25 protein-coding genes, 1 tRNA gene and 1 riboswitch are annotated in these 26,229 nt (G+C 64.9%); of the genes, 15 read left to right on the forward strand and 11 right to left on the reverse strand.

Translation table 11 applies throughout. The annotated features are described in order from the left end of the window. Window positions 1–86 precede the first annotated feature (86 nt). The 5 genes from HMPREF9153_RS07105 (at window position 87) to HMPREF9153_RS07125 (ending at window position 3,626) form a co-directional block, all read left to right on the forward strand. Entirely contained in the window at window positions 87–770 is a 684-nt protein-coding gene (locus HMPREF9153_RS07105; protein WP_004810728.1) for an energy-coupling factor ABC transporter permease, read from the forward strand. Then, window positions 763–1,197, forward strand: coding sequence for an energy-coupling factor ABC transporter substrate-binding protein (locus tag HMPREF9153_RS07110; protein WP_004810730.1), 435 nt, complete (start codon window positions 763–765; stop codon window positions 1,195–1,197). The genes HMPREF9153_RS07105 and HMPREF9153_RS07110 overlap by 8 nt, the downstream gene beginning before the upstream one ends. Next, the gene (gene cbiQ, locus HMPREF9153_RS07115; RefSeq protein ID WP_004810732.1) at window positions 1,194–2,039 is read left to right on the forward strand and encodes a cobalt ECF transporter T component CbiQ; all 846 of its coding nucleotides are present in this window, start codon (window positions 1,194–1,196) and stop codon (window positions 2,037–2,039) included. The genes HMPREF9153_RS07110 and cbiQ overlap by 4 nt, the downstream gene beginning before the upstream one ends. Then, complete coding sequence (locus tag HMPREF9153_RS07120; RefSeq protein WP_004810733.1) at window positions 2,036–2,869, forward strand: energy-coupling factor ABC transporter ATP-binding protein; 834 nt, start codon at window positions 2,036–2,038, stop codon at window positions 2,867–2,869. Before cbiQ ends, HMPREF9153_RS07120 begins: the two co-directional genes overlap by 4 nt. Window positions 2,870–2,936: 67 nt before the next feature. Continuing rightward, entirely contained in the window at window positions 2,937–3,626 is a 690-nt protein-coding gene (locus tag HMPREF9153_RS07125; protein ID WP_004810735.1) for a DUF4118 domain-containing protein, read from the forward strand. A 40-nt stretch (window positions 3,627–3,666) separates the two neighbouring features. Here HMPREF9153_RS07125 and cbiT read toward each other — a convergent pair whose 3' ends face one another. Then, window positions 3,667–4,263 carry a precorrin-6Y C5,15-methyltransferase (decarboxylating) subunit CbiT gene (cbiT, locus tag HMPREF9153_RS07130; protein WP_004810737.1) on the reverse strand — a complete coding sequence of 199 codons (597 nt, stop codon included), beginning with the start codon at window positions 4,261–4,263 and terminating at the stop codon, window positions 3,667–3,669. A 23-nt stretch (window positions 4,264–4,286) separates the two neighbouring features. Beyond that, window positions 4,287–4,423, forward strand: a riboswitch (cobalamin riboswitch). A gap of 40 nt (window positions 4,424–4,463) precedes the next feature. On the opposite strand from cbiT, the gene cobO reads away from it, so the two are divergent. The 3 genes from cobO to cobA are packed head-to-tail and all read left to right on the forward strand — an operon-like array spanning window position 4,464 to window position 8,286. After that, window positions 4,464–5,078, forward strand: coding sequence for a cob(I)yrinic acid a,c-diamide adenosyltransferase (gene cobO / locus HMPREF9153_RS07135; protein WP_036979703.1), 615 nt, complete (start codon window positions 4,464–4,466; stop codon window positions 5,076–5,078). Then, on the forward strand, window positions 5,078–7,510 hold the full coding sequence (gene cobBC / locus HMPREF9153_RS07140; protein WP_036980087.1) for a bifunctional hydrogenobyrinic acid a,c-diamide synthase/histidinol phosphate aminotransferase CobBC: 2,433 nt from the start codon (window positions 5,078–5,080) through the stop codon (window positions 7,508–7,510). The genes cobO and cobBC overlap by 1 nt, the downstream gene beginning before the upstream one ends. Continuing rightward, window positions 7,510–8,286, forward strand: a complete 777-nt coding sequence (gene cobA, locus HMPREF9153_RS07145) for a uroporphyrinogen-III C-methyltransferase (RefSeq protein ID WP_004810745.1) — start codon at window positions 7,510–7,512, stop codon at window positions 8,284–8,286. The genes cobBC and cobA overlap by 1 nt, the downstream gene beginning before the upstream one ends. Here cobA and HMPREF9153_RS07150 read toward each other — a convergent pair. Further along, on the reverse strand, window positions 8,280–9,032 hold the full coding sequence (locus HMPREF9153_RS07150; protein ID WP_004810746.1) for a cobalt-precorrin-6A reductase: 753 nt from the start codon (window positions 9,030–9,032) through the stop codon (window positions 8,280–8,282). The genes cobA and HMPREF9153_RS07150 overlap by 7 nt on opposite strands. 225 nt (window positions 9,033–9,257) lie before the next feature. Here HMPREF9153_RS07150 and cobT point away from each other — a divergent pair, with 225 nt between their 5' ends. The 4 genes from cobT to HMPREF9153_RS07170 all read left to right on the forward strand — a co-directional run bounded on the left by cobT (window position 9,258) and on the right by HMPREF9153_RS07170 (window position 12,680). Continuing rightward, window positions 9,258–10,928 (forward strand): nicotinate-nucleotide--dimethylbenzimidazole phosphoribosyltransferase, encoded by a 1,671-nt coding sequence (gene cobT / locus HMPREF9153_RS07155; protein ID WP_004810751.1) that lies wholly within the window; start codon window positions 9,258–9,260, stop codon window positions 10,926–10,928. Next, window positions 10,925–11,764 (forward strand): adenosylcobinamide-GDP ribazoletransferase, encoded by an 840-nt coding sequence (locus HMPREF9153_RS07160; protein WP_004810754.1) that lies wholly within the window; start codon window positions 10,925–10,927, stop codon window positions 11,762–11,764. The genes cobT and HMPREF9153_RS07160 overlap by 4 nt, the downstream gene beginning before the upstream one ends. After that, window positions 11,761–12,525: a helical backbone metal receptor gene (locus tag HMPREF9153_RS07165; protein ID WP_004810757.1), complete on the forward strand. Its 765-nt coding sequence runs from the start codon at window positions 11,761–11,763 to the stop codon at window positions 12,523–12,525. Before HMPREF9153_RS07160 ends, HMPREF9153_RS07165 begins: the two co-directional genes overlap by 4 nt. 79 nt (window positions 12,526–12,604) lie before the next feature. After that, window positions 12,605–12,680 (forward strand) — tRNA-Thr (locus tag HMPREF9153_RS07170). A 96-nt stretch (window positions 12,681–12,776) separates the two neighbouring features. On the opposite strand, the gene HMPREF9153_RS07175 is transcribed toward HMPREF9153_RS07170, so the two are convergent. Genes HMPREF9153_RS07175 through HMPREF9153_RS07185 form a run of 3 tightly spaced genes read right to left on the reverse strand, consistent with a single transcriptional unit; the run spans window position 12,777 to window position 14,800 of the window. After that, window positions 12,777–13,259 carry an S-ribosylhomocysteine lyase gene (locus HMPREF9153_RS07175; protein ID WP_171023510.1) on the reverse strand — a complete coding sequence of 161 codons (483 nt, stop codon included), beginning with the start codon at window positions 13,257–13,259 and terminating at the stop codon, window positions 12,777–12,779. A gap of 26 nt (window positions 13,260–13,285) precedes the next feature. Next, window positions 13,286–14,467, reverse strand: coding sequence for a mannose-6-phosphate isomerase, class I (gene manA / locus HMPREF9153_RS07180; RefSeq protein ID WP_004810760.1), 1,182 nt, complete (start codon window positions 14,465–14,467; stop codon window positions 13,286–13,288). A 48-nt stretch (window positions 14,468–14,515) separates the two neighbouring features. Continuing rightward, window positions 14,516–14,800 (reverse strand): DUF3263 domain-containing protein, encoded by a 285-nt coding sequence (locus HMPREF9153_RS07185; RefSeq protein ID WP_004810762.1) that lies wholly within the window; start codon window positions 14,798–14,800, stop codon window positions 14,516–14,518. Between the two features lie 336 nt (window positions 14,801–15,136). On the opposite strand from HMPREF9153_RS07185, the gene groL reads away from it, so the two are divergent. Continuing rightward, window positions 15,137–16,768 carry a chaperonin GroEL gene (gene groL, locus HMPREF9153_RS07190; protein WP_004810765.1) on the forward strand — a complete coding sequence of 544 codons (1,632 nt, stop codon included), beginning with the start codon at window positions 15,137–15,139 and terminating at the stop codon, window positions 16,766–16,768. 79 nt (window positions 16,769–16,847) lie between these two features. Here groL and HMPREF9153_RS07195 read toward each other — a convergent pair whose 3' ends face one another. Further along, on the reverse strand, window positions 16,848–17,747 hold the full coding sequence (locus HMPREF9153_RS07195) for a hypothetical protein (RefSeq protein WP_023032400.1): 900 nt from the start codon (window positions 17,745–17,747) through the stop codon (window positions 16,848–16,850). Beyond that, window positions 17,744–18,283, reverse strand: a complete 540-nt coding sequence (locus tag HMPREF9153_RS07200) for a hypothetical protein (protein WP_252905988.1) — start codon at window positions 18,281–18,283, stop codon at window positions 17,744–17,746. The genes HMPREF9153_RS07195 and HMPREF9153_RS07200 overlap by 4 nt, the downstream gene beginning before the upstream one ends. A 639-nt stretch (window positions 18,284–18,922) precedes the next feature. Here HMPREF9153_RS07200 and HMPREF9153_RS07210 point away from each other — a divergent pair. Both HMPREF9153_RS07210 and HMPREF9153_RS07215 read left to right on the forward strand, forming a co-directional pair. Beyond that, complete coding sequence (locus tag HMPREF9153_RS07210; protein WP_004810774.1) at window positions 18,923–19,714, forward strand: CPBP family intramembrane glutamic endopeptidase; 792 nt, start codon at window positions 18,923–18,925, stop codon at window positions 19,712–19,714. A gap of 3 nt (window positions 19,715–19,717) precedes the next feature. Then, entirely contained in the window at window positions 19,718–20,404 is a 687-nt protein-coding gene (locus HMPREF9153_RS07215; RefSeq protein ID WP_004810775.1) for a copper homeostasis protein CutC, read from the forward strand. Between the two features lie 27 nt (window positions 20,405–20,431). On the opposite strand, the gene HMPREF9153_RS07220 is transcribed toward HMPREF9153_RS07215, so the two are convergent. The 4 genes from HMPREF9153_RS07220 to HMPREF9153_RS12895 form a co-directional block, all read right to left on the reverse strand. Then, window positions 20,432–21,424, reverse strand: a complete 993-nt coding sequence (locus HMPREF9153_RS07220) for a serine hydrolase (protein WP_004810779.1) — start codon at window positions 21,422–21,424, stop codon at window positions 20,432–20,434. A 43-nt stretch (window positions 21,425–21,467) separates the two neighbouring features. After that, window positions 21,468–23,126 carry a DNA repair helicase XPB gene (locus tag HMPREF9153_RS07225; RefSeq protein WP_004810781.1) on the reverse strand — a complete coding sequence of 553 codons (1,659 nt, stop codon included), beginning with the start codon at window positions 23,124–23,126 and terminating at the stop codon, window positions 21,468–21,470. Between the two features lie 62 nt (window positions 23,127–23,188). Then, entirely contained in the window at window positions 23,189–25,318 is a 2,130-nt protein-coding gene (locus tag HMPREF9153_RS07230) for a helicase-associated domain-containing protein (RefSeq protein WP_004810782.1), read from the reverse strand. Beyond that, entirely contained in the window at window positions 25,315–26,076 is a 762-nt protein-coding gene (locus HMPREF9153_RS12895) for a hypothetical protein (RefSeq protein ID WP_306425484.1), read from the reverse strand. The genes HMPREF9153_RS07230 and HMPREF9153_RS12895 overlap by 4 nt, the downstream gene beginning before the upstream one ends. Window positions 26,077–26,229: the final 153 nt, after the last annotated feature.

Genomic DNA, 26,229 nt, shown 5'->3' on the forward strand with positions numbered 1-26,229 from the left:
CCCTCGAGGGTCGGAAGTCAGATCTGCTACGCGCATCAGGCCTTTCCAGAACGGGACGCGAATCCCGAGAAAGGAGATGACACCTCATGCACATTGCTGAGGGCGTTCTCTCACCAGCTCAGTGCGCAGTGTGGTATGCAGCTGCTGCGCCATTCGTCATCCATGGCGGCTATCGAGTCGTCAAAGAGGTTAAGGAGCATCCCGAGAACAAGCTCCTGCTCGCGACTGCCGGCGCCTTTACCTTCGTTCTCTCCGCCATCAAGCTACCCAGCGTCACCGGCTCGTCGTCCCACCCCACGGGAACCGGCGTCGGTGCAGCCCTGTTCAAACCACCGGTCATGGCGTTCTTGGGGATGATCGTATTGATCTTCCAGGCTCTGCTGCTGGCTCACGGTGGCATCTCGACCCTGGGCGCCAACACGTTCTCGATGGGCATCGCCGGACCGTGGGCCGGTTACGCCTTCTACAAACTCACCAAGAAATGTCATGGTCCGGACGCATTGGCGATCTTCCTCTGCATGGTTTTCGCGGACTTCATCACCTACGTTGTGACCAGCTTCCAGCTCGCCTTCGCCTTCCCGGATCCGACCGGTGGCTTCTGGGGAGCCGTCGGCAAGTTCTTGACCATCTTCGCCTGGACCCAGATCCCGCTGGCCATCGCCGAGGGTCTGCTTGGCATCCTGCTGTTCCGTTTCCTCGCCAAGGTCGCCGCTCCGCAGCTCCAGCAGCTCGGTGTCCTCGCTCGTACCCCGGAGGTGTCCCATGCCTGAGAACACCGTTGCAAAGGTCCGTCAGGACAACTCGCTGACCGGAAACAACAAGTGGGTGGCTCCGGTCATCATCATCCTTCTGATCGCCCTGTTCATCATGAGCATGGTCCTCGGTGGCAAGAAGACCAGCGGCGACGAGGAAGGATTCGGGGGGACTGACGACGCTGCCGCCGAGGCTGCCGAGCAAGCCGGTGCCAAGAAATGGATCGAGCCGATCTTCGAGCCGAACTCCGGTGAGGTCGAGTCCGGCCTGTTCGCTCTGCAGGCTGCCCTGGGTGCCGGCGTTGCTGGCTACGCCCTGGGCCGTATGGCCGGCAAGAAGAAGGGCCGCGAGGAGGCTGAGGACGCCTCCGATCTGCACAGTGTCGACGACGTGCCCGAGGCCGCCGTCACCTCGTCGGAAGCGACTGCCTCCGCCAAGTCATGACGATCACCTCTCTCGACGACGCCGCCTGGGACTCTCCCTGGCGGCGTCGTTCGGTCGGGGAGAAAGTCGCCCTGTCGACGGCTCTCCTCCTGACCTCACTGTGCACCCCGTCGATGGAGGCGTCGTCGTTGGTCAGCCCGGTCGTGGGCTCCGGCATCTGGCCGGGGGCGCTGTTGGCCGGGATCGTCAGCATGATCGTCATCCTCGGTCCGGCGCGCATCCAGGGGCGAGTGCTGTGGCAGGCGATGGCTGCCCCGATCGTCTTCCTCTTCTTCGGCGGGATCTCCGTCCTCATCAGCCTCGGTTCCAGCCCGGCGGGAACGGTCTGGTGGCATTCCGGGGTATTCAGTATCGGTCCGGTCTCCACCGCCCAGGCAATGTCCTTGGTGGAGCACGGCGTCTGTGGCACGCTCACCCTCATGGTGCTGGCCGTCACCACTCCCATGGTTGACCTGCTCACCTGGATGCGAAAGTTCCACATCCCCGATCCGTTGCTCGAGATCGCCTCCTTGACCTACCGACTCATCTTCGTGCTGCTCGACACCCTGGTCACGGCCAGCGAAGCTCAGCACGCCCGCCTTGGTGACGCCCCGGAGGGGAGATTTGGCGGGTTCAACCGGCGCATGAACAACACCGCCGCGCTGCTGGGATCGGTGGGTATTCGCGCCTGGACAAGGGCCAACCGCCTCAACGACGGCCTGGTCAACCGAGGATTCGAGTCCGCCTTGGTGACCCTGCCCGTCAAACGCGTCGGATCAGCGCGTTTCAAAATCATCGTCGTCATCGTCATCGCTGCTGTCTGGGCGATCAGCTGGTCGACGACCGGAAGGATTTTCAGATGAGTGACGAGGTCCTACTGTCGACCGAGCACCTGTACGCCACCCACCCTGGCCGGCCCATGGTGCTCACCGACGTCAACGTCACCTTTCGTGCTGGAGTTCGGGTGGCGATTCTGGGAGCAAACGGATCGGGCAAGACGACGCTGATGCGCTGCCTGTCAGGCTCCCTCAAACCCGTCAAGGGCAAGGTCAAGAGGGGTGGCACCGTGCTCGGTCACGGGCGCACCCAGCTTCGTGAGCACCGTCGGGCGGTTCAGCTCGTCCTCCAGGACCCCGACGACCAACTCTTCAGCGCTGACGTGAGCCAGGACGTCTCCTTCGGCCCGATGAACATGGGGCTGGACGTGGCGGAGGTGCGCGATCGCGTCGCCGAGGCCCTGCAGCTGCTCGGGGCCAGCCATCTTGCCGAGCGTGCCACCCACCAGCTGTCCTATGGTGAACGCAAGAGGATTGCTGTCGCCGGTGCCGTCGCCATGCGCCCGGATCTGCTTCTCCTTGACGAGCCCACCGCCGGACTCGATCCGGTTGGCGTCACCAAGATGCTGGAGGCATTGGACCGTCTGCGTGACCACGGTACGACTGTGGCGATGGCCACCCATGACGTCGACCTGGCTCTGGCCTGGGCCGACGAGGCTCTCATCGTCGTCGACGGTGGAGTGCGGCAGGGGCCGATCGACGAGTTGCTCGCCAATGTGACCATGGTGGAGAGGGCTCATCTGCACTTGCCGTGGCCCCTCGAGCTGGTCCGACGCCTTGGCATAGACGAGCGTCCCCGCACGATGAGTGAGGTCGTCGCGATCCTGTCACACCGGCCGCCGAGCACTTCACGGTGACGCCGTGTTGCCTCGTGACACCAGCGACATGAGTCACGTTTGATGGGGTGACCGCTGCGGTGGTTCGATGGTCGTCATGAACAGGTCATCGTCGAGTACTGCGCTGATCATTGGCGCGGTTGTCGTACCGATCGCCGTCTGCGCGGTGTTGAGCGCCCTCATCGACGTCTTCGTCGCACCCGCAGCCGCCCTCGTACTCGTTCTCGTCATCGTCTTCTTCTGTCTGAGAGGATCCTGGCTCGTTGACGCGCTGGTCATCGTGGTCAGCGCTCTCAGTTTCGACTTCTTCCTGACATTCCCGTACCGGAGCATGAAGATCGCCTCTAGCCCTGACATCGAGGTGACGATCGTTCTTCTCGCAGTCGGTGCCGCGATCGCCGGTATCTCGCGCTGGGCTCTGACGGCCTCGGACCTGGCCGAGCAGCGCCAGGGATATGTTGCCTCGGCACTCGATGCTCGCTCAGGCGGGCTGAGCCATGAAGACATCGCTCAGAAACTCGCCAGTCTCGTCGGGGCTGAGGCAGGTGTGTGGGTGGACGGCAATCCGCCGGCCGGGGAGGCCGTCGTCCAGAACTCGACCACCATGCGCACGGATGTCGGGCTGGAGGATCCTTCCCGGGTTGGTTTTCCCACCGACCGGTTCATCTGCTTCCCGGCGACCGGTGGCTACATCCGAGTCTCGGCGGCGTCTCGCCATGTGCGCCCCACCGCCGAGCAGATGCGGGCTGCCTGCCTGCTGGCCTCCCAGATCAGCTGAGTCCAGGATCAGACAACTGTGCACACTGGGTGGCTCGTCGTCACTCAGTGTGCTGCCAGGTCCACGCCACGACGGTGCGGGCCGGTTTCCAGCCCCGCAGCCGGCCGATGCTGTCGGCGGTCTCGACGCCGAACCTCATGAGGTCACCGCCCAGATCCCGGTGCAAGGACTCCACGAGCATCTCGGCCTCCATCGTCACCCCATGGACGACGAGCCGTCCCCCGATGGGCAGACGTGGTCGACACTGGGTGACGAGAGTTTCCGTCGCACCGCCGCCGATGAAGATGGCATCCGGGTCGGGCAGTCCCTCCGGCAGCCCCTTGGTGAGGTCGGCGTTGATGACCTCGAACTGGCCGGGCAGAGTGAGTTCTGCGGCATTCGTGCGGGCATTGGCGGCCCGTTTTGCCTTGCGCTCCACCCCGATGGCTCGGCAGGTCGGATCGGTGCGACACCACTCGACACCGATCGACCCGGCGCCGGTGCCGAGGTCCCACAGCAGCTGGCCCGGCATGGGTCGCAACGCTGCCAGAGCGACGGCCCTCACCGGATGTTTGGTGATGAGGCCGTCATGGGCGAAGTGCGTCTCGTCGAGGCCAGGCGTGCGTCCGAGGAGGGTGGCGTCAGGATCATGGGTCATGAGGGAAGCTTAGGGCAGTGCCGGGTGAGGACAACCCGACCCGTGTGACACAATCGACGATGGCCCTCGGGGAGGAATCCGGTGTGAATCCGGAGCGGTCCCGCCACTGTGAGCGCCTCAGCGCGAGCCAGGTCGATCCTGCGGGTCAGGTCACGGAAATCCCGTGACCCGACGGGCGCGGACCCGCAAGGAGGTCGTTCATGCCGCACGCGCGCAGTGGCGCCACACCAGACGACGGGCTGTCCACCAGACAGCGACGATTACGGCCAGTTCTTGCTGTGAACACCGGCGAGGGCAAGGGCAAGACGACAGCGGCGATGGGTACCGCCCTGCGCGCCTGGAACCAAGGGTGGAAAGTCGGCGTCTTCCAGTTCGTGAAGTCCGGACGATGGCATGTCGGCGAGCAGGACGCCCTGCAAGCTCTCGGGAAACTCCACGAGGAGACCGGTGCCGGCGGTCCCGTCACATGGGAGGTCATGGGGACTGGATGGTCCTGGGCACGCTCCTTCGATGCCGCCGATGACCCCGAGGCCGCTGCCCGCGAGGGGTGGCGACACGTGTCGGAACTCCTGGCCAGCGAGGCGCTTGATTTCTACCTTCTTGACGAGTTCACCTACCCGCTGGACTGGGGATGGCTCGATGTCGACGAGGTCGTCGACACACTGGTCAACCGCCCCGGCACCCAGCACGTCGTCATCACTGGCCGTCGCGCCCCGGCAGCCCTCGTCGAGGCCGCAGACCTCGTCACCGAGATGACCAAGGTCAAGCACCCCTTCGACGCCGGTCAGCGTGGTCAGGCGGGAATCGAATGGTGATGCGCATTCCACGAATCCTCATCGCCGCCCCGGCGTCGGGAGGCGGTAAGACGACCGTCGCGACAGGTCTCATGGCAGCCCTGCGTGCCACCGGCCGGACGGTGGCGCCGTTCAAGGTCGGGCCGGATTACATCGATCCCGGTTACCACTCGATGGCCAGTGGTCGTCCGGGCCGCAACCTGGACTCCGTCATGTGTGGTGACGAGCTCATGGCCCCGCTGCTGGCCCATGGTTTCGTTACCCCCGATGCGGCGGACATTGCGGTCATTGAGGGAGTGATGGGCCTCTTCGACGGCCAGCTCGGGACCGGACGCGGGTCCAGCGCCGAGATCGCCACCTCGACCCAGACCCCGGTGGTCGTGGTCGTCGACACCGCTCATGCGTCCCTCACCCACGCCGCAGTGGTGGCAGGTCTGGCGACGTTTGATCCGAATGTCACGATCGCCGGTGTGATCCTCAACCGGGTCGCCTCTCCTCGTCATGGTGCCGAGGTCGTGCGCGGACTCGACCGACTCGGCATCCCGGTGCTGGGGCGGATTCCGCGCACCGAGTCGATCTTCGTGCCGTCTCGCCACCTGGGCCTGGTCCCGGCGGGGGAGTGGGAGCACTCCGCCTCCAAGGTCGCCGGCCTGGGTGACCTCATCGCCGAACACGTCGATCTCGACGCCGTTATGGACCTGGCCGATTCCGCACCCGACCTCGACGTCGAGCCTTGGGATCCGCGAGCCGCTCTGCAATCAGCTGGCTGGCAAGGCCATTCCTTCGACGAGCCGCCGGTGGTCGGAATCTTCGCGGGGCGAGCCTTCACCTTCCGCTACCCCGAGACCACCGAGATGTTGCGGGCGGCCGGGTTCCGGGTCGTCGACGTCGATCCCCTCACCGATCGACGTCTTCCGGACGGCATCCAGGGCCTGTACCTGGGCGGTGGATTCCCGGAGATGCACGCCACGGATTTGGAGGACAACACCGAGCTCGCGGCAGATGTCCGCGCCCATGCCGAGGCCGGGATGCCGATCGTCGCGGAGTGCGCCGGGCTTCTCTACCTCTGCCGTCACCTCGACGGGCGCGACATGGCCGGCGTCCTTCCGATGGACGCGGCGATGGCGACGAGGCTGACGATGGGGTACCGGGTCGCCACCCGCAACTCCATCAGCGTCGTCGGCCACGAATTCCACCGCACCACGACGACGCCATTGGCTGACGTCGACCCGGCTTGGCACATCGCCATGCCCGACGGCACCGATCGTGCCGAGGGAGCTCTGGGAGACCCTGCTTCTCTGGGGCGTCCCACCGTTCAGGCCTCCTACCTGCACCTGCACTGGGCCGGTCACCCCTCCCAGGCGGCGTGGTTTGCCCGTGAGGTGGCGAGGTTCCACGAGGGGAGAGGGGCCCAGGAGGGCGAGCCTGACCTCAATCACCACGGGGACAGCGACATTGCCGACGGTCTAGTCGACCTGGCCGTCAACGTCCGCGTCCTTGAGCCACCGCAGTGGCTTCGCGACGCAATCACCTCCACCGAGCACGACTGGGCGCGTTACCCTGACGCCGCCCCGGCCCGGGACGCCCTGGCCACCATGCACGGTGTGGGAACCGACATGGTTCTGCCCACCTCCGGAGCAGCCGAGGCCTTCCCCCTCATTGCGACCACGCAGCCGCACCACGCTGCGGTCATCCATCCTCAGTTCACCGAGCCGGAGGCAGCTCTGAGATCAGCCGGGATTGACGTCGACCGAGTCATCCTCAATGCCTCCGACGGGTTCGCACTGGATCCGGCCCTCGTCCCGGAGGATGCCGACCTCGTCATCGTCGGTAACCCCACGAACCCCACCGGTCGGCTGCACCCGGCGTCCGACCTGCTGACCCTGCGCCGCCCTGGTCGGATCCTCGTCGTCGACGAAGCCTTCATGGACGCCACTGACGAGTCCCAGTCCCTCATCGGCAACGACATGGGCAACCTGCTGGTGCTGCGTTCCCTGACGAAGACCTACGGCCTGGCCGGAATCCGTGCCGGATACGTCGTCGGGGATCCGCGACTCATCTCACGTCTGGCGGCTCACCAGCCCCCATGGTCGGTGTCCACCCCGGCCGTCGCGGCCATGGTCTCCTGCACCTCCGAGGAAGCGTCTCGGTTCCGCAACCAGCTGCGTGACGAGATTCCCGCAGCCCGCGCCGACCTCGTCGGACGCCTTCGAGAACTCGGTCTGACCATCGTCGATTCCGAGGCTCCCTTCGTGCTCGTCGACACCTCGTCAATCAGCGGCGAATCGGTGCGTCTTCCCCTGGCCGATCGCGGGTTTGCCGTGAGGCGCGGGGAGACCTTCCCCGGTCTCGGTCCCAGCTGGATCAGACTCGCCGTCCGTGACACGAAGACACATGCTGAGCTCGCCCGAGCTATCTCCGATCTGACAGCACACCAACCCAAGGAAAACTGATGTCCTACTCCCCAGAACTCGTTCCCGGCACTGTAACCCTCGTCGGAGGTGGCCCCGGTGATCCCGGGCTGCTGACCGTTGCAGGGCTGGAGGCCGTGCGTCAGGCCGACGTCATCCTCCACGACCGTCTCGCTCCGGTCGTCGTCATGGACGAGAATCCGGACGCCGAGAAGATCCCGGTCGGCAAGGTGCCGCGCGGGCCCTACGTCCCGCAGGAGCGAACCAACGAGCTGCTCATCGAGCATGCCAGGGCCGGGCGCAAGGTGGTGCGCCTCAAGGGTGGCGACTCCTTCGTCTTCGGACGTGGTGGCGAGGAGTGGCAGGCCTGCGCCGCAGCCGGCGTCCCGGTGCGCGTCATTCCCGGAGTCACCTCCTGCGTGGCCGGCCCCGAGCTCATGGGAGTCCCACTGACCCACCGTCACCTGGTCCAGGGATTCACCGTCGTCTCGGGGCACGTCGCCCCCGGCGACACCCGGTCCGAACTCGACTGGGCACAGATCGCCAAGACTGGCACCACTCTCGTCATCCTCATGGGCGTGGCGCACATCGGTGACATCGCTGCACGCCTCATGGAAGGTGGACTTGCCGGTGACACCCCCGTCGCCGTCGTCGCGGACGCCTCACTGTTCACCCAGCGATCCCTGACGACGACCCTGGAGAAGGCTGCCGAGGACATGGTCGAAGCGGGCATCAAGCCGCCGGCCATCACCGTTGTCGGAGACGTCGCGGGCCTGGACCTCGACGAGACCCAGGTCCACGAACCGTCTGATCACTGAGATTTCACCGTCGCGAGGTGGGCGTTGATCCACTGCACCGCCTCGTCGACCTCGCTGAGCTCGTCCCCCCAACCAGGGGCCGGGCCGCGTGACACCATGACGATCTGGACGCCGGTCTCGGCTGCCAGACGGAGTTTGGGGTCCAGCTCGGTGCCCCCGGAGTCCTTCGAGACGACGGTCGCCACACCCCCTGAGAAGATCTCGCGCTCCCGGGCCATGGTGAAAGGGCCACGCTCCTGCAGCACCGTCCAGCCCTCGGGAAGCTCCTCCTCGGGGGCGTCAACGCAGCGCACGATGACCCGACGCGGGCCAAGGCGCAGGTAATGGCTGATGGGTTGGCGTCCCACCGTCAGCAGGACGACGTCAGGCAGGTCCGCAAGGGCTCGTGCGGCGGCGTCGTGATCGTCCACCCAGTGCCAGGTTGCGGCTTCGGGTTGGGTGCGCCAGCTCGGCGGTGCGAGCCGGGCCAGCGGCAGGTTGAGATCGAGACACGCCTGTGCGGCGTGACCGTGCATGGTCGCGGCGAAGGGGTGTGAGGCGTCCACCATGACCTTGACCTCGTTGGCGGTGAGGAAGTCCTTGAGACCGTCGACACCGCCGAACCCGCCCAGTCTCGTCGGTCCTGGGACGGGTCGTGGGGACTTCGTGCGTCCCGCCAGGGATGTGCACAGGTCGATCCCGTCATCGACCAGTCGAGTGGCCAGCTGCCGGGCCTTTGTCGTGCCGCCAAGAATGAGGACGTCCATGACTCCATCAAAGCAGGCTGTGGGACAATGATCCTCGACCGCGGTGGAACACCGGTGTGAATCCGGGACGGTCCCGCCACTGTGACGCCATCGAGGCGAAGTCAGACCAGAACCGCGCACACCTGCCCCGACCGGGGTGGGACCACATTGCGACGCACGTGCGTGGCGTCCGGGACTGCGAGGACACAGGCCCGGGGGATGCGGCGGCGTCCCCGACGATGGAGCATGATGGCCCGACTGTCTGAATCCGTGTCCGCTGAGAGCCTGCTTGCCCGCACAGTGCGCGGCATTCGCGGAGCTGACGCCAAGGCCCTGGAGGCTGCCCGAGCCCGTCAGCAGGTGCTTACCAAGCCCGAGGGTTCGCTCGGGCTGTTGGAGGATCTCTCGATCCGGCTGGCGGGAATGTACGGACAGGTACCGGTCCCTGTCCCGAGCCACCCGGTCGTCGGGCTGTTCGCAGGCGACCACGGGGTGTGGGCCCAGGGAGTCTCCCCGGATCCTCAGGAGATCACCACCCAGCAGATGGTCAACATGGCGGCCGGCGGGGCAGCGATCAGCGTGTTGTCGCGGCAGATGGGCGCGCAGCTGTGGATCACCGACGTCGGTGCCCTCCACGAGGTCGACGCGCCCATTCGCCAGCGTTGCGTGCGACGAGGCACTGATGACATCTCCCAGGGCCCAGCCATGAGTACTGACGAGGCCGTCCAGGCCCTTGAGGTCGGTATCGAGACCGGCCTGGAGGCTGTCGAGGGGGGAGCAGACATCCTCGTCACTGGCGAGATGGGCATCGCGAACACGACGCCGGCCTCGGCACTCATCAGCGTCTTCACCGGGTGCTCCCCTGCTGAGGTGACGGGTAAGGGTGCTGGGTCGGACGACCGTCGTCACCAGCACAAGATCGGTGTCGTCTCCCGCGCACTCCAGGTCAACCAGCCCGACGCCGACCACCCGGTTGAGGCATTGGCGAAGGTGGGAGGTTTCGAGCACGCTGCCATGGCGGGGTACATCCTGGCCGCGGCCTCCCGGCGTGTCCCGGTGCTCATCGACGGGGTCATCGCCTGCTCGGCAGCTCTGACGGCCACCGCGATCTGCCCGGAGGTACGCGATTTCATCATCACCAGCCATGCCGGCGCCGAGCCGGGAATCACCGCGTCCACCAGCGCACTCGGTCTTCCGGCCCTGCTGGATCTGGGGATGCGGCTGGGGGAGGGGTCGGGGGCCATCCTCACCCTGCCAATCGTCCAGGCCAGCGCCCACATCCTCAACGAGATGGCCACCTTCGAGGACGCCGACGTCACCGACATCAAGGTGACTGGGGAGACCGATCTTCCCGATGCCCTCGATACGAGCGCTCCCCCTTGTCGAGTCCTGGTTCTGGGGGGTGCGCGATCCGGGAAGTCGACCTTCGCTGAGTCGAGGTTGCCCCATGGCTCTCGCGTCACCTACGTTGCCACCTCCGAGCGAAATCCCGACGATGCCGAGTGGGAGGAGCGGATCCGGCTGCACCGGACCCGGCGTCCGGCAACGTGGCAGACCGTCGAGACCAAGGACATCGCCTCGGTGCTGTTGGCTGACGACGACTCCCCAGTGCTGGTGGACTGCCTCGGGGTGTGGATCACACGGATTCTCGACGAGGTGGGAGCCTGGACTGCTGATCCAGGTGACGGGACCTGGCAGAAATCCTTGAGAAGTCGGGTTGATGAGCTGACCGACGCCATCCGCCGTACTCGTCGCGACGTCATCCTCGTCTCCAACGAGGTCGGGATGGGGGTTGTGCCCGACACCCCGGCCGGACGGCTCTTTCGCGACGAGTTGGGGAGACTCAACGCCGCTGTTGGACAGGTCTGCGACGAGGTGTGGATGTGTGTGGCCGGAGTCCCGAAGAGGTGGGCATGAGCGACGAACGGCATGCGGATCTTGGAAAGCTCGGTCCCCTGCGTGGCGTGGCGGAGGCCCTGTCCCTCTTCACGATCCTCCCGGGGCCGTACCTCAGTGACATCGACCGTTCGCTGGCTCGTCGGGCAATCACGGCATTCCCCTGGCTGGGGCTGTGTCTGGGAGCGGTGGCCGGCGGAATCGTCGCCCTGGTCCTCGGGCTGGGAGCCGGATCGTTGCTGGCCGGGGTGCTCGCGCTGTGCTGGCTGGCCGGTGCAACCGGAGGCTTCCATCTTGACGGGGTCGCCGACACTGCCGACGGTCTGGGGTCGCGAACAGCGCCGGACAAGGCCCTCGAGATCATGAAGAAGTCCGACATCGGTCCGATGGGTGTCATCAGCATCGTCCTCGTTCTGCTCGTCGACGCAGCCGCTGTGGTGAGCCTGGCCGGAACGGCGGGTTCGGGGGCATGGTGGCGCGTGGCGATGCTGGTCGCTCTGGGCCCTGCCATCGGTCGAGCCGCCATTCTCTTCGCGACGATGACCGAGGTGCCTTGTGCGCGTCCGGGCGGGTTCGGGTCCCTCGTCGCCGGGGTGACGACTCGCAGGTCAGCCTCGATCAACCTGACGGTTCTGGGAGCTGTCGTAGCCTTGACGGGTCTTGTCGCCGGAGGCTGGCGGTGGTGCCTGATCGCCCTGATTTGCGCCGCATTGGCCTTGCTCATCGCCCGGGGATGGATCCGTCACTTGGTGAAGCGTCTGTCAGGTATGACGGGCGACACGTTTGGAAGCATCAATGAGGTGACGCAGATGAGCTTCTGGGTGCTGTCCGCCCTGGCCGTGGCGGTGGTGTCATGATCGACGATCTTGGTGCCGACGTGCCGGTGAGTGGACGAGTGCGGCGGGTGGTGAGCCTGGTGCCGTCAATCACCGAGGCCATCGCGGCGACGTGTCCGCACACTCTGGTGGGATGCACCGACTACTGCATTCGGCCTGCCCACCTGGACGAGGTTGTCGGCCACGAGATGGCGCGAATCAGGGGGACGAAGAATCCTGATCGGGCTGCCATCACCGACCTGGAACCAGATCTGGTCGTCGCCAATCAGGAGGAGAACCGCGAGTACGACGTCACCTTGTTGCGGGACGCCGGTGTGCCGGTGTGGGTGACACGGATCGACACGGTATCCGAGGCGATCTCCAGCCTGACGAGGCTCCTCGTGGAGGGGTTCGGCGTCGAGAGGCCGCAGTGGCTGTGTGATGCCGATGAGGAGTGGAACCAGCCGTGGACCGACGAGGTGCGCAATGCCATCGCCGCGGTGTGGCGGGATCCGTGGATCTGCGTCGGACCGGACACCTACATCGCTGACGTGCTGAGGCATGTCGGGGTGGAGTTGATCGATGTGCCGGGGGAGTCCCGTTATCCCCACGCTGATCTGGCCGACCTCGTCTCGGCGCGTCCAGACCGCGTCATCCTGCCCGACGAGCCCTACCATTTCGGCCCTGACGATGTATCGGCTTTCCCTGATCTCGACGTCCGTCTCGTCGACGGCCAGAAGTTGGCCTGGTACGGACCCTCGATGGTCGGCGCGCGTCGATACCTCGCCCAGGCGCTGGCCTGACGACACCGTCGCCACATGCGGCAATGACGCCTCGCCGGCGATGTGTGCCACAATGTCCCACGTCGCCGTGAGACGACATGCCTCTGTAGCTCAGTTGGTAGAGCGCCGCTCTTGTAAAGCGATGGTCGCGGGTTCGAATCCTGTCAGAGGCTCCACAATCTTATGGGCAGATCCCTCCCCAATTCGAGGGGACCTGTTATCGCTGAGATCCGGTGCGCAGCCCGGACGAGGAAGCGACATCGCAGGAGCCGTCAGGCCATCACCTGTTCCCATTCGTCACGGTGGTCCAGCATCCGTCGAACGGCGTCTTGAGCAGCCTCGAGCGAGTGGCTGGCTCCCCATCCGCACTGAACCTCGTTGGCGGCGGGGGTGGCATCGAGCTCGAGAATGTCGCGCAGGGTGGTCTCGGCGAGTTCGCAGGTGGCTGGGACGTCCGGTTCGCCGACCATGATGAGGTAGAACCCGGTCTGGCATCCCATCGGCCCGAAGTCGATGACGGACTCTGAATGGTTACGCACGCACTCGGCGAAGGAGTGCTCGATCGAGTGGATCGCAGGCATCTCCAGATGATCCTTGTTGGGCTGGCAGAACCTCACGTCGTACTTGGTGAGGGTGTCGCCGGCGGGCAGGTGTTTGACGTCCGCCACGCGGACAAACGGTGCGGCCACCTTGGTGTGGTCCAGGTTGAAACTCTCGACGTTCATCTTGTGTGCCATGGGTCCATCCTCTCGCAAGCTCTCGAATTCCACACGGGGCAGCGTCACACCCCGGCAGCAGCGAGGAACCCGTCGCAGTTCCCGTCCACCTGTACCTGTTCGCCAGCGGGAATCCAGACGGCCTGTCCACGCACGATCTCGTCAGTGCCCTGGGAACTTGAGCACACCGCATAGCCACCGGTGATGAGCAGGATTCGGGCCAAGTCGCTGGCCGGCAGGATGGCTGGACGGGTGGTGTCGAGGTCGAGTTCCCACAGCCGGAACTGTTCATCGGTGCCCGGGAAGACCCGCATACCTGGATCTACCTCCTCGGCCGTCATGACCCATGGTTCCTGTGTCTGGAAGTCCACGATCTCTATCAGGGAATCGACGTCGATGTGTTTGTCGGTGAGTCCACCACGCACGACGTTGTTGGAATCAGCCATGATCTCGATTCCCGTTCCTGACAAGTAGGAATGCATGAGACCGGGCGGAACGGCTAATGCCTCTCCGGGCCTGAGATGAATGCGGTTGAGCATCAGTGCCGCCAGGATCGATGGGTCTCCGGGGAAGTACTCGTCGAGCTCGACAGCGGTGCGTGCGAACTCACCCAGCGGGGTGTCCTCGCCAACATGGTTGACGGCCCCGGACACCACCTCGGTGACGATCTGCCGGCGCAGGTCATCCCCGGCGAGGCAGTCGAGGAAGGTCTCGGCCAGTGCCGCCGGGCCGGAACGCTCGGTCAACGATCCCAACACCGGATCCACCGGAATGCGAATGTCCAGCCCGTCGAAGAGTTGACGGGTCTCATGCGGATCCCGGAATCCGCACAGTCCCTCGAAGTCGCTCATGGCGACGAGGATTTCCGGCTTGGGCCAGTCATCGACGAAGGTGCGTTGGGAATCGGTGACGTCAACGCCAGCCTGGTTCTCGCGTACGAATCCATTTCGCGCCATACGGGCGTCAGGGTGGGCCTGGAGGCTCAGTGGGCGGCGAGCCGAGAGGATCTTGAGCAGGAAAGGCAGCCTGGATCCGAAGGCATCACGGCTGCGCTCACCCAGCTCCTCGGGATGAGCGTCGAGGTATTCGGTGAGGGGAGCACCGTCAAGGGTCGACGGTGAGGTTTCGTGGGCCCCGAGCCAGTACTCGGCCCAGGGTTGGCCGTCGGCTTCCTTTCCCAAGATGTCAGGGATCGCGTCATAGGAGCCCCAGGAGTACGTCCGGACCGTACCGGTCAGGCGTTTCATAGTGTGCCTCTCGTCAATGGCGTCGCATCGTTGACAACGCCGCGTGTGTCATCCGAGCAGCTGCGCGCTGCGGGCCCTGCGCTTTTGACTGCGGACTCGTTGCAGCCTCCCGACGAGGGAGGGTGCGTATCGCGCGGCCGACTCATCGTCGATCAGCTCGTTGAGTCGTAAGTGGTAGCGGGGGGACGACATGTTGAGCCTCTCGCGGATGACGGTCTCCTTGTCAACACTCGGGTTCCCGGTCTGCCAGGACTCCTCGAGATCCAGAATCGCGCGGTCCGATGCACTGAGATCGCTGGACGTCGCGGTTTCGGGGGTGGGGGATTCTGACACAGGGCCAGTTTAGGGCGCGCGCCATAATCACCACCCGGTGACGCGACGCAATCTGCCTGACACCATCGTCGGCAGCACAATTCAGTCACTTTCCGCTCATCAACTCTTTGCACTCACTGGGTGCGAGTGCTAAACATGTCATTGGCACTCGGCAAGCGAGAGTGCTACTGCCCGGATCGGTGTTGCGAGTGCCGACGAGGGTGGTCATCCCGGTGATGAGATCACCAGATCGTCCGTCGCGGGCATCACGGGGAAACACAACGCGGGGTCGCTCCCGCCACACCATCTGACGTCCACGGGCTGCCAGGCCCACCGGAGCGGAGGAATTCCCCAAACATGGCAAAGCTCATCGAATTCAACATCGAGGCCCGCCGCGGGCTCGAGGCGGGTATGAACACCCTCGCCGACGCGGTCAAGGTCACCCTCGGCCCCAAGGGTCGCAACGTCGTTCTCGAGAAGTCGTGGGGCGCTCCCACCATCACCAACGACGGTGTCTCCATCGCCAAGGAGATCGAGCTCGACGATCCGTACGAGAAGATCGGCGCTGAGCTCGTCAAGGAGGTCGCCAAGAAGACCGACGACGTCGCTGGCGACGGCACCACCACCGCCACCGTCCTCGCCCAGGCCATGGTCCGTGAGGGCCTGCGCAATGTCACCGCCGGCGCCAACCCGATGGGCCTGAAGAAGGGCATCGAGACCGCCGTCGAGGCCATCAGTGCTCGTCTGTCCGAGATGTCCATCGACATCGAGACCAAGGACCAGATCGCCTCCACCGCCTCCATCTCGGCTGCCGACACCACTGTCGGTGAGATCATCGCCGAGGCCATGGACAAGGTCGGCAAGGAAGGCGTCATCACCGTCGAGGAGTCCAACACCTTCGGCCTGGAGCTCGAGCTCACCGAGGGCATGCGCTTCGACAAGGGCTACATCTCGCCTTACTTCGTCACCGACACCGAGCGCATGGAGGCTGTCCTCGAGGATCCCTACATCCTCATCGTCAACTCCAAGATCTCCTCGCTGAAGGACCTCCTGCCGGTCCTCGAGAAGGTCATGCAGTCCGGCAAGCCGCTGTTCGTCATCGCCGAGGATGTTGAGGGAGAGGCCTTGGCTGGCCTCATCGTCAACAAGATCCGCGGCACCTTCAAGTCTGTCGCCGTCAAGGCCCCGGGCTTCGGCGACCGTCGCAAGGCCATGCTCAACGACATCGCCATCCTCACCGGTGGCCAGGTCATCTCCGAGGAGGTCGGTCTGTCCCTCGACGCCGTCACCCTCGACCTGCTGGGCCACGCCCGCCAGGTTGTCGTCACCAAGGACGAGGCCACGATCGTCGACGGTGCTGGTGACTCCGAGCAGATCGCTGGACGCGTCTCCCAGATTCGCAAGGAGATCGAGAACTCCGACTCCGACTACGACCGCGAGAAGCTGCAGGAGCGCCTTGCCAAGCTCGCCGGCGGCGTCGCCGTCATCAAGGTGGGTGCCGCCACCGAGGTTGAGCTCAAGGAGCGCAAGCACCGCATCGAGGACGCCGTGCGCAACGCCAAGGCTGCCGTCGAGGAGGGCATCATCCCAGGTGGTGGTGTCGCTCTCATCCAGGCTTCCAAGGCCGCCACGATCGAGGGCTTGGAGGGTGACGAGCTCACCGGCGCCCAGATCGTTCTGACCGCCTGCTCCGCACCGCTCAAGCAGATCGCCATCAACGCTGGTCTCGAGGGTGGAGTTGTGGCTGAGAAGGTCGCCGGCCTGCCTGCCGGAGAGGGCCTCAACGCTGCCACCGGCGAGTACGTCGACATGGTCAAGACCGGCATCATCGATCCGGCCAAGGTGACCCGTTCGGCCCTGCAGAACGCCGCCTCCATCGCGGCTCTGTTCCTCACCACCGAGGCCGTCATCGCTGACAAGCCCGAGCCTGTGAAGGCCCCGGCTGGCGGCGACATGGATGGCATGGGTGGCATGGGCGGAATGATGTGATCCAGCCCATCTAAACCACAATGGGGCGGCTCCAATTGGAGCCGCCCCATTGTTTTGTGGGTTCTCGCGCGTGAAGGGGTCAGAGGTGATCGGTGAACATCCTGCGTGATGGCGCCGGTGGTCGGACGAGGTGAGTGATTGCTATGGCGAGTGCGGCGACGAGCAGCACCATGCCGATGATGACACCTGATCCGATGCTCACAGACGCGTACGCATCTCCGGACATTGCCGCGAGTTTTTTGAGACTGTGCACGGTGCTGGCAACCGGGATCACCAAAGCCAGAGCCATGCATCCGGAAGACACGGCGGCGATGACGTCACCGAGTTTGCTCGTTGTCAGAGCGGTGATGAGCCCGGCGGCGATGAGGATGATGCCTGTCCATCCGAGCATCGTGTGGATTGGGCTGGTAAATGCTGGCATCACCGAATTGAGGGCAGCGAGTTCTTCAGCTTTGTCCCCGCTCATATGATACATGGGACTGGGACTGAACGAGAGATGACCCAAGCCGTTCAGGGTGGTTCTGCCTTTGCGAGCGCGCACGGACAGCCATGTGAACAGAGGGACGAAGAAAAGCATTATTCCTATGAGCACCAATGCCCCGCAGAAGAGGAGTGACGCCTTGTCCTGTTTCAACCATCTCGTGAAGTTGCCGGATGCGTTTGGTGCTGTGAACGGCGCACCTGGATAGGGGTTGGGCTGGCTGTACTGCTGCGGATTGGGTTGGCCGTATTGCTGGGGATTGTATTGCTGAGGCTGGGGTCTGCCGTACTGCGAGGGGTTGGGCTGACCATACGGCTGGGGGTTGGGCTGCTGGGGATAGGGAGCGGGATGCTGCTGAGCACCAGGCGTAATGGGGGGCTGCTGGGACGGCTGGCCATATTGCTGCTGGGGTCCTTGGGGTCCGGACGGGCCGGGGTGCGGTGTCGACGATGGTGCCGGCCTGATGTGAGTCTTGTCGAAATCGTCGTTCTCACTCATCGAATGGCCCCCTTCATTGTCTTCACTCCGCAGGTGATAACCCATGCAACGAGGACGATCAGAGCAATGCCGCCAATGATCTCCGAAGCGATTATGAGATTGGTTCCAGCCCCGTTCTTTATCGCGGCCGTTGGCAGGAGGGACCAAGCCTTCCCGATGTCACTTGACGTGTCGAACTGGTTGCTCAGCTGTGACCACGCTGAAGTGACCCGGTCTACCAGGCCCGTGATGATTCCAGCGGGAATGCGTGCTGCTGCGCACAGGTAGAGCGCGCCTACGGCCATGCCAGTGGTGAGTAACACGTTGTGCCGGAGGACTAGCAGGACGCCTGCGGCAATGAACAGCAACGCGGCAAGCAAAGACATGATGCCGGTGAAGGTTGCGAGGGATGACGCTGGGCCGAGGGCCTTCTTGGCCTCTTCGTTCTCGGAAATCGCTGCCGTCAGTATGCCCAGGTCAAGCCCCTTGAACGGTTGAAGAGACCCATTTAATTCCAGACCTTCGCCTGAAGGGTCGGAGACGTGGAACGTGACCATGGACAGCATCAGACTCAGCAAGGTCAGGAGGCCACACAGGATTGCTGTGGCGCCCACGCCGAACCGTATCCAGTCGGCTGCCGGTCGTGACGTCCTGTGAAATTGCTGCTGTGGGGCCGGGGGATAGGGCTGTTTCGGCCCGTACTGGGACTGCCACATCGGTTGCTGTGGTTGCGGTCCCTGGGGCCATCCACCGCTCGGCGGCTGGCTGGTCATGGGGGATCCTTCCTGGCGCAAAAGCGTGCCACGCGAGAGACAACTAGCGTGCTCAGAGTACGCTCATGAATGGATGCTGGGGGCAGGATATGGAGCCCCTCGCATCTGGTGATTACGTTCCGGGCGCATCTGCGAACGAGCGTTTCCGGTGGCCATGACGGTGTTCTCCTGGATCGGTGCCATTAGGGCCGTGCTCGCTACAGGCTGAGCCACGCGGTAATGGCTGGCCGGATTCCCGGTCGTACCAAAGGGCGGCGAGGCAGTAGGTGCGATTCGTCGCCATGCCTCATTGAGTAGTGGTTACCTGCCGTCAAGTACTCTCGTCTGGTGCGCCTGAAGACCCAATCTCCACAGGGAAGCCGGTTTTCCACCTTCCTTGCTGGAGCTGGACCCCTCCATCCGCTGTTGTCGGTGTTGGCAGCAATGACCATTCTCGGGGTGGGACAAGGGGGTTTCGGGTTTGTCCTCACGGCCTTGGTAGGTGGTCATCCCGACGCTCAAACCTCGACGATCCTCCTTCTGGCGTCATTTGCAGGCGTCTGGCTGGTGCTGTGGTTGTGGATGACGTTTGTTGAGCAACGCCCGATGACGTGCCTGGGACTGCGCGGACCTTCCCGGGACATTTGGATCGGCGTGGCAATCGCGGTTGTGATCCTTGTCGTCGACGTCATCGTCATGATGGCCAGCGGTCAGGTCCGCATGAGGTGGGCCCGTCCTGATGCCATGGCGACGGTGCTCATCGTCGCCTCGCTGTTGTTGTTCTTGGTCCAAGGATGTGCCGAGGAAGTCGTGTTGCGCGGTTACCTCATGCAGTCAGTGGCAGCCGCGTGGGGGGTTCCTGCCGGTCTTGCCATACAGGCTGTGGTTTTCTCCGTCCTCCATGGAGCAAATCCCGGAACCACGTGGATCGCCCTGGTCAACGTCGCAGGATACGGCTTGATGCTGGGTCTGCTGGTGGTGTGGCGAGGAAGTCTGCTTGCCGCGATGGGTTTCCACAGCGTGTGGAACTGGTTACAGGGAATGGTGTTGGGATTCGACGTCTCCGGACTCGGTTTCAGACACACCGTGATGGCAGCCGACAGGACGGCCGGATCCCGCTCCTGGGTCACCGGAGGAGCCTTCGGTGCAGAGGGGTCCATCATCAGCACCGTCGTTCTCGTCATCCTCATCACGGGCCTCGTCGTGACGATTCGACGAGACTGGCGCAAGAATTAGGCCATGGCATTGCTCGAGGTCATCTGTCTGCACGAGAACGACGCCAAGCGGGCAGCACAGGGAGGTGCCGATCGCATCGAGTTGGTCGGCACGATGGACGACGACGGGCTTGCGCCCAGCCCCGAATTGCTGGCACGCACCCTCAGCGCCGTCGACATCCCGGTGCGTCCCATGCTGCGCCTAGATGGTGGGTTCAGCGCCGACCCACGCAGGCGTGACGAGATGCTCGGCTTGGTCAGTACTTATCGTGACCTCGGCGCTGACGGGCCCGTGCTGGGATTCCTCGACGAGGCCACCGGGGTCGACGTCGAGACCGTCACCGAGCTGACGCAGGGCTGGCCGGGCTGGACTTTCCACCGAGCCATCGACAACAGCCTGGAACCCGACAAGGCGTGGGTGCAGCTGCTGGGTCTGCCGGGACTGGACCAGGTCCTCACTGCCGGATCACCGCGCGGGATCGAGTACGGCCTCGACGACCTCATCGCCCGAGCCGAGGCCAATCCGCGCGTGGCCGAGCTCATCATGGCTGGTGGCGGCTTGCGTCCGGAGCACGTCCCGTGGCTGTATCAGGCGGGGGTGCAGGCTTTTCACATTGGCAGCCCGGCCCGGCCCCAGGGATCCTGGAAGGCGTGGATCGACGCCGATTTGGTGAGGTCCTGGCGCGACCTCCTTGATCGCCTTGCCGGATGACCCCACCCCGACGAGAACAGCAGAGACTCAAAACGCCTGAATCCACATGTCCCGGGTGCCTGGGGCGCGGAAGGGTATGTGGCCGTGGTCGTCGTGGACAGTCTGTGGCGCGGGGGTGGCGGGCTGCGACGGCTGAGCAGGCGTCACGCCGGGAGACTGATGGCGGGCAATGATCCGCGCCATTCCCTCAATGGTTTCGACCAGGTCTTCCATGGATGCCGTGGCCGAATGGGTCAGTCCAACAGCGGTGTACCCGTTCGTCCCGGTGGAAGCCACCGAATTGACGTGCCAGCCGTCCTCAAGAGGCAGCCAGCCATTCTTGACGTAGGGCGATTTCATCCCCGCCGTCATGCCCCAGTCCTGGTCCTCCGCGACGCTGGACATGAGCTCTCTGGCATAGGCCCGCATGGACTCGGGAATGATCTTGTTGGGGCAGAAGATGTGGTCAGCGAGCACGACCTGGTCGGCGGCGGTCGTCGACGTCAATCCCCAGTGATCTTCAGAGTCGAAGGCGGTGTGAGTGGCACCCATGCGGTGCATCGCCCGGCGGACCCCGTCGGCCCTACCAACCCTGTTCCACAGGGCAGTCGCGGCGTCGTTGCTGGAGTTCTCGATCATGGGGGCCAGAAGGTCCTTCTCGGTTCCGGAAAGCTGACGTTTCTCACCCGCAGCCTGAATCATGACCGTCTCCATGATTGCCAGCTTGATGATCGACGCGGTGATGTAGTGCGTGGCCCCGTGGTTGAGAACGTGGATGTTGCGTTGTCCATGCACCCTCATGGCGATCGACTGCTCGCCCTCACGGGTGTTGAGGTATTTCTTGAGCTCGTTCTGGTACGCGAACGTGACGTAGGGCCCGGGAGCAGCCGGATTGGCGACCCTCGTCGGAGCGGGCCCGCGCGGCTCCGGGCGATCTGGTCGGTTCGCGGCCTGGACTGCCGGGAAGCCGATGGCGGCCCCAGTAGCTATGAGCAAGCCGCCCAGCGCAGAGCGCCTGGAGAATAGCGCCTTCCCAGACAATTATGTCCCCCTCTTCCACGGCCCGTTTCGTTCACATCTATTTTCACGCTGTCCGGTCCAGTGCGTCCAAATCGTCCGCATCGACGATGCGATACGAGTACCCCTGTTCGGCGAGGAAACGTTGACGGTGACTGGCGAAGTCGGCATCGACGGTGTCTCGGGAGACGACCGCGTAGAACCTGGCCACGAGCCCATCCTTGGGTCGCAGCAGCCGGCCCAGGCGCTGGGCTTCCTCCTGGCGGGACCCGAATGCCCCCGACACTTGAATGGCGACCTCGGCACTCGGCAGGTCGATGGAGAAGTTCGCGACCTTGGAGACCACGAGCAGGTCGGTAACCCCTCCGCGGAAATCCTGGTAAATCTTTTGACGCTTGGTCGGAGTGGTGGATCCAGTGATGATCGGACACCTCAGTTCCTCGGCCAGCTCCTCCAGCTGGTCCACGTACTGGCCGATGACCAGGGTGGGCTGGCCACGATGGCGGGCCACCAGGTCCGCAACCACCCGGTTCTTGATCGGCAGGGTCGCGGCCATCCGGTAGCGGACGTCCGGTTCTGCCATGGCGCAGGTCATCCGGTCGGACTCGGGCAGGCTCACCCGCACCTCGACGCAGTCGGCAGGAGCGATCCAGCCCTGGGCCTCGATCTCCTTCCAGGGAGCGTCGTAGCGCTTGGGCCCGATGAGGGTGAAGACGTCGTCCTCGTGGCCGTCCTCGCGCACCAGAGTGGCCGTCAACCCCAACCGACGGCGTGCCTGTAGGTCGGCCGTCATGCGGAAGACCGGAGCCGGAAGCAGGTGAACCTCGTCATAGATGACCAGGCCCCAGTCGCGGGCCTCGAAAAGCTCCAGGTTGGGGTGCACACCCTTACGTTTGGTCGTGATGACCTGATAGGTGGCGATGGTGACGGGCCGCACCTGCTTGCGTGACCCGGAGTACTCGCCGATCTCGTCGGGGGTCAAGGAGGTGCGTCGGACGAGCTCCTCCTTCCACTGCCGGGCGGAGACGGTGTTGGTGACGAGGATGAGAGTCGTGCAGCGGGCCAGGCTCATGGCGGTCGCCCCGACGACGGTCTTGCCGGCGCCGCAGGGCAACACGACAACTCCGGATCCGCCGTCCCAGAAGGACTCGGCAGCCATCCGCTGATACGGACGAAGACTCCAGTCGTCCTCGGTCAGATCGATGTCATGGCGCTCGCCGTCGACGTATCCAGCAAGGTCCTCGGCGGGCCATCCCAACTTGAGCAGAGCCTGTTTGAGGGTGCCGCGCTGGGAAGGGTGGACCACTGCCGTCTCATCATCGATCTGGTCGCCGACGAGGCCACGGACCGATTTGGATCGCAGCACCTCGGTGAGCACGGCCTTGTCCGTCGACACCAGGACGAGTCCGAGGGTGGGGTGCTTCTCGATGCGCAGCCGGCCGTAACGAGACATCGTCTCGGTGACGTCGATGAGGAGTCCGGAGGCCACCGGATAACGGGAGTACCTCATGAGGGTGTCGACGACCTGTTCGGCGTCGTGCCCAGCGGCCATCGCATTCCACAGACCCAGTGGGGTCAGTCGGTAGGTGTGGATGTGTTCGGGAGCCCGTTCCAGCTCCGCAAAGGGGGAGATGGCATGACGGCACTCGTCCGCCAGAGGGTGATCCACCTCCAGCAAGAGGGTGCGATCGGACTGGACAATGAGGGGGCCGGGTAGAGAAGTCATCACTTCCAGTATCGCCCCTGATCCCGGATTTGTTCCTGCTTCGAGGGGTCGATGGGACGTCGTCAGGCCGGTTGGCAGGCGGTGATCCGGGACACCGGGACGACCGCCGCCCCGCCACCACCACGGATGACGCATCGCACCGCCCCGGCCGCGACCGCCATGATCCGCACCGTCTGACGCACTGCAGTGCCATCGTCGATGACTCGCTCGATCCGCATCCACGCACCCTCCTGCTGGGCTTGGTGCAGCTGGGCGAGAAGCTGACGGCGATCCGAGAACCCACGGCCCTTGTTGTTGAGCAGTGCCGCGGCAAGGCCCTCCGGATCGGCCTGCGGAGCCGAAGACGTGAGGGCGTCGACCTTGGCGCGAGGGGGAGGGGGAGCCGAGAAGACGTCGCCGTGGGAATCGCGGGCCACGGGGGACATTCCCAACTGGCGAAGGCCTGCCAGCACCTGGTCAGGTTCTGCCTGGGCCACCAGCACCTGCGGTCCAACTCGACGCAGTCCCAGATCAGTCGCCAGAGAACTGCGCAGAATAGCCTCGACGGCAGCCGGGTCGTCGATCTCCAACAGGGCACCGGCGGCGGCCACCGACACCCGACCATGATCACGAACGACGTCGTCGAGGAGGACCAGCAGACCTTGGGGAACATCGCTGAGGGAGTGATCCGTCCACCACTGACGCACACGGTCCCCAGTCCACCCGGCGTCCAGGGCACGACGCAGGCTGGTCCGGGTGAATCGCCGTACACCGGCGATCCCAGTGGACTCCCGATCGGCCAGCAGAGCCAGGTCGGTGGCGGTGTCGGGGGTCAGTGGGCCGGGGGCGATGGCGGTGAGATCGGACTGCAGGATCACCTCGTCAGTGCGTTCCGGCATGTCAGCGCAGGTGAGGGAATCGACGAGATCGGTGCGCGCTCCCAGAGCGATCATCCCCAGCACTCGGCATTCGTCGAGGACAGCCTCGACCAAGGAGTCATCGACTGTGGTGCCCGGCTGACGCCATCGGATGCGGTCGGCGACGAGGCCGGCCTTCACGGGAGTGCCGGGTTCAGCTGTGCTCAGTTCCTCGTGGACGAGGCGTCGCCACGCGCGGGCAGTTGCCGGCGACGAGGCATCCAAGGTGTTGTCCAGGCTTCCGGGAAACTGCGGGATGCGTCTCCAGGCATCGCGCAAGCTCACCCACTGACCCCACAACGAATCAGTGCGCCAGCGGTCCGCGAGCGAGGTGGGCAGCCAGCCGCGCCCGTCGGCACCGATGAATCCGCCAGCCGCCGCGACGGCGAGGTGTACCCAGCCATCGTCCCCCGGGGCCACCCGCGACAGCACGGTGCGGGCGTCTCGCTTGGCCATGCCGCCACTGGCCAGCAGGGCACAGTCGTGACGCTCCACCCCCTCCAGCAGGGCGGACATCGCGCTGACGGCCTCCAGCGCCGTCCCGAGGCCGGCACGATTGACCAGGGCGGTCTGACGCGGCTCGGGCCATGCTGGTGGGGTGGGGCTGGGCTGTTCGGCAAGGAGACGATTCCCGCGCAGGGGCAGGGCCACCTCACGGGGCAGGATGACGGTGTCATCGTCGAGGGGACGCAACAGGCGGTGGGCCAGCGCCATCTCGACGGGGGTCGTCGCAGTCTCGGGCGTCACCGTGCGTCGAGCATTGGGGAGGTGACCGGTGGGGGACCACACCAGACGCTCCAACACGGCGTGCGCCTTGGGGCCCGCGGCAGCCAGTCTCTCGGCCACTTCCTCAGAGCCCATGGGCATGACGGACACCGGTGCCAACCCGGCTGGGTATCCGGACAGGTGAGTGGTGACGACCTGAATGACGTGCAGGTGGCCGGAATCCTCCAGGACGAGAACCATGTCGAGCAGATCGGAGACGCCGTCCGCGACATCGGCACGAATCGTGCCGGGCTTGGGCGGCCATCCCTGGCAGATGGCGTCAGTCAGTTCAGCCAGCGTGAGGTCTCCCAGTGCTGCCAGGGCGGTCAGCAGGCTCAGTCGCCACCGATCAAGGCTGGAAATGGCGGCATTGATGGAGGCGTGGGTGCCAGCCCGCGAAGAGACCTCAGCGAGGTCGCGTGGAGTGGGATTCGCCAGGTCGGGGCGCAGGGTCAGAAGCCGAGAGAGCCTCTGGGCGTCCAGACCCCGAATCGTGGAGGCAAGGGTCGTCGGTTCATCAACCGCACTCATCGTCGTGGCCTCGGATCCCGAGGCGTCAGCTGACGATCAATGAGAAGGAGCCCGAGTGCGAGCATCACGACGCATCCCAGGCGAGACATCCATGCGAACTGGGCCGGCACGGTTCGTACCGGCGACTCGATCGCGCCACCGATGATGACGACGACCGTCACAGCGGTGAGAGCCTTGCTGAGGCGTCCAGCGGCGAATGGGTGACGCCATGCCAACCACCATGCGAGGAGCAGAGCCGGTATCGACAGTGGGGACCACACGCATCCCAGTGCGAGCACGACGACCCACGGCCATCCCAACGCTCGACACAGGTCCATGATGGACCGGCTGCCGGCGGTGGCGGGCATGCGCGGATCAAGTCGCCGGGGCATCCGGACGGTCTTGAGACGTGGCGGGGGAACCGTCGAGACGGGGTCTCCCGCCGGAGCTGCCCAGGTCGAGGAGCCACTGGCCAACCGGCTTGTGCGGATGGGTTCATGCGGATCTCGATGCTCAACACGGGGGCCGGTCAGTCCTGCCTGGGTGGAGAACGGGTCATGGGGTTCGCGGCGGCCTCGACGACGCGGTATCAACTCGGCCAGCGGGCGGTAGTCCCCACCCTGATAACCACGGGGAGCGACTGATGGCTTCCCGGCAGCCGGGTTGGCAGGAAGGCTCGGGGCCTCGAGAGGAGCGACCCGAGGAGCTTGGAAGGCACCCGGAGCAGGACGGGAGCCGACGACGTCAACGGGTGCTCTCCTGACGGTGCTCTGTGCCATGTCTCCATGGTAGGGGGTAGGGCCGACCAAGCGGTGCGCTCAGTGTGTGCGGGTCAACGCTCACAGGAGATGATTGTGATCGCTCAGAAACGCTCATCGGGCCATAATCTCAACCTAGACACGAAGCGACGCGCGGCGTGGCCGCGCATGTGA

The sequence above is a fragment of the Cutibacterium avidum ATCC 25577 genome (assembly GCF_000227295.1).
In the GTDB taxonomy this organism is placed as follows: domain Bacteria; phylum Actinomycetota; class Actinomycetes; order Propionibacteriales; family Propionibacteriaceae; genus Cutibacterium; species Cutibacterium avidum.

Bases quoted from the DNA above. Each gene is read 5' to 3' on its own strand.
- HMPREF9153_RS07200 (WP_252905988.1), bottom strand. From the start codon at position 18,283: ATGGTCACGTTCCACGTCTCCGACCCTTCAGGCGAAGGTCTGGAATTA.
- HMPREF9153_RS07225 (WP_004810781.1), bottom strand. From the start codon at position 23,126: ATGACTTCTCTACCCGGCCCCCTCATTGTCCAGTCCGATCGCACCCTC.
- HMPREF9153_RS07230 (WP_004810782.1), bottom strand. From the start codon at position 25,318: ATGAGTGCGGTTGATGAACCGACGACCCTTGCCTCCACGATTCGGGGT.
- cbiT (WP_004810737.1), bottom strand. From the start codon at position 4,263: ATGACCCATGATCCTGACGCCACCCTCCTCGGACGCACGCCTGGCCTC.
- cbiQ (WP_004810732.1), top strand. From the start codon at position 1,194: ATGACGATCACCTCTCTCGACGACGCCGCCTGGGACTCTCCCTGGCGG.
- HMPREF9153_RS07210 (WP_004810774.1), top strand. From the start codon at position 18,923: ATGACCATTCTCGGGGTGGGACAAGGGGGTTTCGGGTTTGTCCTCACG.
- HMPREF9153_RS07105 (WP_004810728.1), top strand. From the start codon at position 87: ATGCACATTGCTGAGGGCGTTCTCTCACCAGCTCAGTGCGCAGTGTGG.
- HMPREF9153_RS07125 (WP_004810735.1), top strand. From the start codon at position 2,937: ATGGTCGTCATGAACAGGTCATCGTCGAGTACTGCGCTGATCATTGGC.
- cobA (WP_004810745.1), top strand. From the start codon at position 7,510: ATGTCCTACTCCCCAGAACTCGTTCCCGGCACTGTAACCCTCGTCGGA.
- HMPREF9153_RS12895 (WP_306425484.1), bottom strand. From the start codon at position 26,076: ATGGCACAGAGCACCGTCAGGAGAGCACCCGTTGACGTCGTCGGCTCC.
- HMPREF9153_RS07110 (WP_004810730.1), top strand. From the start codon at position 763: ATGCCTGAGAACACCGTTGCAAAGGTCCGTCAGGACAACTCGCTGACC.
- HMPREF9153_RS07195 (WP_023032400.1), bottom strand. From the start codon at position 17,747: ATGAGTGAGAACGACGATTTCGACAAGACTCACATCAGGCCGGCACCA.
- cobO (WP_036979703.1), top strand. From the start codon at position 4,464: ATGCCGCACGCGCGCAGTGGCGCCACACCAGACGACGGGCTGTCCACC.
- groL (WP_004810765.1), top strand. From the start codon at position 15,137: ATGGCAAAGCTCATCGAATTCAACATCGAGGCCCGCCGCGGGCTCGAG.
- HMPREF9153_RS07120 (WP_004810733.1), top strand. From the start codon at position 2,036: ATGAGTGACGAGGTCCTACTGTCGACCGAGCACCTGTACGCCACCCAC.
- HMPREF9153_RS07215 (WP_004810775.1), top strand. From the start codon at position 19,718: ATGGCATTGCTCGAGGTCATCTGTCTGCACGAGAACGACGCCAAGCGG.
- cobT (WP_004810751.1), top strand. From the start codon at position 9,258: ATGATGGCCCGACTGTCTGAATCCGTGTCCGCTGAGAGCCTGCTTGCC.
- HMPREF9153_RS07150 (WP_004810746.1), bottom strand. From the start codon at position 9,032: ATGGACGTCCTCATTCTTGGCGGCACGACAAAGGCCCGGCAGCTGGCC.
- manA (WP_004810760.1), bottom strand. From the start codon at position 14,467: ATGAAACGCCTGACCGGTACGGTCCGGACGTACTCCTGGGGCTCCTAT.
- HMPREF9153_RS07160 (WP_004810754.1), top strand. From the start codon at position 10,925: ATGAGCGACGAACGGCATGCGGATCTTGGAAAGCTCGGTCCCCTGCGT.
- cobBC (WP_036980087.1), top strand. From the start codon at position 5,078: ATGCGCATTCCACGAATCCTCATCGCCGCCCCGGCGTCGGGAGGCGGT.
- HMPREF9153_RS07165 (WP_004810757.1), top strand. From the start codon at position 11,761: ATGATCGACGATCTTGGTGCCGACGTGCCGGTGAGTGGACGAGTGCGG.